Raw genomic sequence first — 5534 nt, 5'->3', positions numbered from 1 at the left:
ATAAGTGAGGCTACTGAAATGGAATAAAATATGGTATAATTGGTAAGATAGATAGAATCGAGGATATTATGTCATTTACGAAATTTCAATTTAAAAACTATATTAGAGAAGCCCTGCAGGAGTTGAAATTTACAACTCCAACAGAGGTACAAGATAAGTTGATTCCCATTGTCCTGTCAGGCCGAGATTTGGTTGGAGAATCAAAAACAGGTTCGGGTAAGACTCACACTTTCCTATTGCCGATTTTCCAGCAATTAGATGAAGCCAGCGATAGTGTTCAAGCAGTCATTACTGCACCGAGTCGTGAATTAGCTACTCAAATTTACCAAGCAGCTCGTCAGATTGCAGCCCACTCAGAAGTGGAAGTTCGTGTGGTTAATTATGTGGGGGGGACAGATAAGGCTCGCCAGATTGAGAAATTGGCAAGTAAGCAGCCTCATATTGTTATCGGAACGCCTGGCCGTATTTATGACTTAGTTAAGTCTGGTGACCTAGCTATTCACAAGGCTAAGACCTTTGTGGTCGATGAGGCAGATATGACCTTGGATATGGGATTCTTGGAAACTGTTGATAAGATTGCTGGCAGTCTTCCAAAGGACCTGCAATTCATGGTCTTCTCAGCGACTATTCCACAAAAGTTGCAACCATTCTTGAAAAAATACTTGTCAAATCCTGTCATGGAGAAAATCAAGACCAAAACGGTCATTTCTGATACCATTGATAATTGGTTGATTTCTACTAAGGGACGTGACAAGAATGCTCAAATTTATCAATTGACTCAGTTGATGCAGCCTTATTTGGCAATGATTTTTGTCAACACTAAGACACGTGCTGATGAATTACATTCATATCTGACTGCTCAAGGATTGAAGGTAGCGAAGATTCATGGAGATATTGCTCCTCGTGAGCGCAAGCGAATCATGAATCAGGTGAAAAATCTGGATTTTGAGTACATTGTCGCAACAGACTTGGCGGCGCGTGGGATTGACATTGAAGGTGTTAGCCATGTCATCAATGATGCCATTCCGCAAGACTTATCTTTCTTTGTGCACCGTGTTGGTCGTACTGGACGCAATGGCCTAGCTGGTACAGCTATTACCCTTTATCAGCCAAGCGATGACTCGGATATCCGTGAGTTGGAGAAATTGGGAATCAAGTTTACTCCTAAGATGGTCAAAGACGGGGAATTTCAAGATACCTATGACCGTGATCGTCGTGCTAATCGTGAGAAGAAGCAAGATAAGCTTGATATTGAAATGATTGGTCTGGTCAAAAAGAAAAAGAAAAAAGTCAAACCGGGTTATAAGAAGAAAATTCAATGGGCGGTTGATGAAAAGCGCCGCAAAACCAAGCGTGCTGAAAATCGCGCTCGAGGTCGTGCAGAGCGTAAAGCTAAACGCCAAACATTTTAATAGAAATTGTTGGAGTACTGAACTCCAACTTTTTGTTTTATGAGAACGAACTATCTAAACCGAAATATCACATTAAAGACTGCAAATTGCGCTAAAAAATGGTATAATGATAAAGTTATATAGTCCCGATAAGATGGTAGGCATTTCTATTTTTTCTTGCGAGTCGCAACTCGCAAAGACTGACGGCTCCAAAGTAGTCGCTCGTCATTCTACGGTTGCCGCTATAAGGTGGTCACCCTATGCGCCTTACTAGTTTCAGAAATAAAAAAGTATTGTTTTTATTTCTTTCGCGTCGTAACTCTTAGATAATGGAAATACCTACCAGTACTTTGTAACTCTATAACACTATTTTTAAGGGGGGACATTTTTATGTCAGAACGTAAATTATTCACGTCTGAATCTGTATCTGAGGGGCATCCAGATAAGATTGCAGACCAAATTTCAGATGCGATTTTGGATGCTATTTTAGCCAAGGATCCAGAGGCGCACGTTGCTGCTGAGACAGCTGTATATACTGGTTCCGTCCATGTTTTTGGTGAAATATCTACAAATGCCTATGTGGATATCAACCGTGTGGTTCGTGATACCATTGCAGAGATTGGTTACACCAATACAGAGTATGGTTTTTCTGCTGAGACTGTGGGAGTCCATCCGTCACTTGTTGAGCAGTCACCAGATATTGCTCAAGGTGTTAACGAAGCCTTGGAGGTCCGTGGAAATGCTGATCAAGACCCACTTGACTTGATTGGTGCTGGAGACCAAGGGCTCATGTTTGGATTTGCAGTGGATGAAACAGAAGAGCTGATGCCATTGCCAATTTCACTCAGTCATAAATTGGTTCGTCGTCTGGCAGAACTTCGTAAGTCTGGTGAAATTAGCTATCTTCGCCCAGATGCTAAATCACAAGTTACGGTTGAGTACGATGAAAATGACCGTCCAGTACGTGTGGACACAGTTGTTATTTCAACTCAGCACGATCCAGAAGTCAGCAACGAACAAATTCACAATGATGTTATTAACAAGATTATCAAAGAAGTTATTCCAGCCTCTTACTTGGATGAGCAAACAAAATTCTTCATCAATCCTACTGGTCGTTTTGTAATCGGCGGACCTCAAGGAGACTCAGGTTTGACTGGTCGTAAGATTATCGTGGATACCTATGGTGGCTACTCTCGTCATGGTGGCGGTGCCTTCTCTGGTAAGGATGCGACAAAAGTTGACCGTTCTGCGTCATACGCGGCTCGCTATATTGCCAAGAATATTGTTGCAGCGGGTCTTGCTAAGAAGGCGGAAGTACAATTGGCTTACGCTATCGGTGTTGCCCAGCCTGTTTCTGTTCGTATCGATACCTTCGGTACAGGAACAGTAGCTGAAAGTAAGCTTGAAAAAGCAGCTCGTCAAATATTTGACCTTCGCCCTGCAGGAATTATCCAAATGCTGGATCTTAAGCGTCCAATTTACCGTCAAACAGCAGCTTATGGACACATGGGACGTACAGATATTGACCTTCCATGGGAACGCTTGGACAAGGTAAACGCTTTGAAAGAAGCAGTCAAATAAATGAATTGAAGAAAGAGGGAATCTCCCTCTTTTTTATGGTTTTTAACTATACTGGGATACTGTTCTGAAAATCCATTTTGCGAAAGTAGAGATTTACATGTATTTCTTTAAAAATGATAATGGTTGAGATTTCTCCTCGTAATAGATAATCATGGGGATATTTCAATCCAAAGTTTTATTCGTTATCACTTGACTATTGCAAGGTTTTCTAGAGCAACAGAGTCATGGAATGGACTCATGGTTGAGATTTCTCCTTGTTGCTTGGACTTCATTCAAAAGTCTGTTACCCAAACCTTGTTCAAACTTCCAATACACTAGCTGTTTCCATAGCATGACTTCTGCACTAGACTTTCTTTTCCGAATAAATAGATAGAACCATAGAATCTAGTAAACCTAGAATTAAAACTGTGGTATAATATTAGCAATAAAAGGAATCTGGAGGATTAGAATCATGGTATCAACGAAAACACAAATTGCTGGTTTTGAGTTTGATAATTGCTTGATGAATGCAGCAGGTGTGGCTTGTATGACGATAGAGGAGCTAGAAGGGGTTAAAAACTCAGCGGCAGGAACCTTTGTCACTAAGACAGCAACCTTGGACTTCCGTCAGGGAAATCCTGAGCCACGCTATCAAGATGTCCCACTTGGTTCTATCAACTCTATGGGCTTGCCGAATAAGGGCTTAGACTATTATTTGAACTATCTTTTGGACTTGCAGGAAAAAGAGCCGAACCGAACTTTCTTTTTATCTCTAGTTGGCATGTCTCCAGAGGAAACCCATACTATTTTGAAAAAAGTCCAAGAGAGTGATTTTCGTGGTCTGACTGAGCTAAACCTCTCCTGTCCAAATGTTCCAGGAAAACCTCAGATTGCCTATGATTTTGAGACAACAGACCGGATTTTGGCAGAAGTATTTGCTTACTTTACAAAACCTCTTGGAATTAAGCTTCCACCTTATTTTGATATTGTTCACTTTGACCAAGCGGCAGCTATTTTTAACAAGTATCCGCTCAAGTTTGTCAACTGCGTCAACTCAATCGGAAACGGACTGTATATAGAAGATGAATCTGTCGTTATTCGCCCTAAAAATGGTTTCGGTGGGATTGGTGGGGAGTATATCAAACCGACTGCTCTAGCTAATGTTCACGCCTTTTATCAACGCTTAAACCCTCAAATCCAAATCATCGGAACAGGAGGAGTTCTGACTGGTCGTGATGCCTTTGAACACATCCTCTGTGGTGCCAGTATGGTACAGGTGGGAACCACCCTTCACAAAGAAGGCGTCGGTGCTTTCGAACGTATTACCAATGAACTAAAAGCTATCATGGCGGAAAAAGGGTACGAGAGCTTAGAAGATTTCCGTGGGGAATTGCGCTATATTGATTAAATTCATTAAAAAATCAGAAGAAAGGAGAGAAGATGCTAGCCATTGAAGAAAGTCAGAAGTTGACTTTATCAAATTTACCTAGTCTAAGCCTATTTACAGGGACAGATCAGGGTCAGTTTGAAGTGATGAAGAGTCAAGTATTGAAACAGATTGGCTATGATTCTGCCGACCTCAACTTTGCCTACTTTGATATGAAAGAAGTAGTTTACAAGGATGTGGAACTGGAGTTAGTCAGCCTTCCTTTCTTTGCGGATGAGAAAATCGTGATATTGGATCATTTTGTTGATATGACAACAGCCAAGAAACGCTTTTTAACAGATGATGAGCTTAAGTCGTTTGAGGAATACCTTGACAATCCTTCGCCAACAACCAAGTTGTTGATCTTTGCGGAAGGAAAACTGGATAGTAAAAGACGGTTGGTTAAATTACTGAAGCGTGATGCCAAGGTTTTTGACGCAGTAGAAGCCAAAGAACAAGAATTGCGCCAGTATTTCCAAAAGTGGAGCCAGAAACAAGGTCTGCAGTTTGCCAATAATTCTTCTGAAAATCTCCTTATCAAATCTGGTTTTCAATTTAGCGAAATTCAGAAAAATCTCCTCTTTTTACAGTCCTATAAGGCAGATTCTGTTATCGAAGAAGAGGATATTGTCAACGCTATTCCCAAGACCTTGCAGGACAATATCTTTGACTTAACTCAGTTTATTCTGACTAAAAAGATGGATCAGGCGCGTGACTTGGTTAGAGACTTGACCTTGCAAGGTGAAGATGAAATCAAACTGATTGCAGTCATGCTAGGACAATTTCGGACTTTTACTCAGGTGAAGATTTTGGCGGAGTCTGGGCAAACAGAATCTCAGATTGCAAATAGTCTAGGAAGTTTTCTCGGACGCAATCCTAATCCCTATCAAATCAAGTTTGCGCTGAGAGATTCAAGAGGACTTTCCTTGAGCTTTTTGAAGCAAGCTATTTCCTATTTGATTGAGACAGACTATCAGATTAAGACAGGTCTTTATGAAAAAGGTTTCCTTTTTGAAAAGGCACTCCTACAGATTGCTAGTCAGGTAAATTGAAATTATTTTTGAAACTATAACCCGTGTCAATATTATTATTTTGTCATGGGTTTCTTGCTAATTTGCTTGTTTTATACTCAAGGAAAATCAAAGAGCAAACTAGGA

4 protein-coding genes are annotated in these 5534 nt (G+C 40.8%); all 4 read left to right on the top strand.

The genetic code is table 11. The features are described 5' to 3' along the window. Positions 1-68 precede the first annotated feature (68 nt). Positions 69-1412: a DEAD/DEAH box helicase gene (locus tag WKI42_RS09355; RefSeq protein ID WP_196319996.1), complete on the top strand. Its 1344-nt coding sequence runs from the start codon at positions 69-71 to the stop codon at positions 1410-1412. Positions 1413-1781: 369 nt separating this feature from the next. After that, positions 1782-2972, top strand: coding sequence for a methionine adenosyltransferase (gene metK, locus WKI42_RS09350; RefSeq protein ID WP_368081781.1), 1191 nt, complete (start codon positions 1782-1784; stop codon positions 2970-2972). A gap of 451 nt (positions 2973-3423) precedes the next feature. Then, positions 3424-4359 (top strand): dihydroorotate oxidase, encoded by a 936-nt coding sequence (locus WKI42_RS09345; protein WP_173213748.1) that lies wholly within the window; start codon positions 3424-3426, stop codon positions 4357-4359. A 32-nt stretch (positions 4360-4391) separates the two neighbouring features. Continuing rightward, complete coding sequence (holA, locus tag WKI42_RS09340) at positions 4392-5429, top strand: DNA polymerase III subunit delta (protein WP_368081780.1); 1038 nt, start codon at positions 4392-4394, stop codon at positions 5427-5429. Positions 5430-5534: the final 105 nt, after the last annotated feature.

Source organism: Streptococcus pseudopneumoniae (assembly GCF_038148935.1).
In the GTDB taxonomy this organism is placed as follows: Bacteria; Bacillota; Bacilli; order Lactobacillales; family Streptococcaceae; genus Streptococcus; species Streptococcus pseudopneumoniae_U.
The sequence above is the reverse complement of the archived record's forward strand: the minus strand, read 5'-3'. Positions and strand labels throughout refer to the sequence as shown.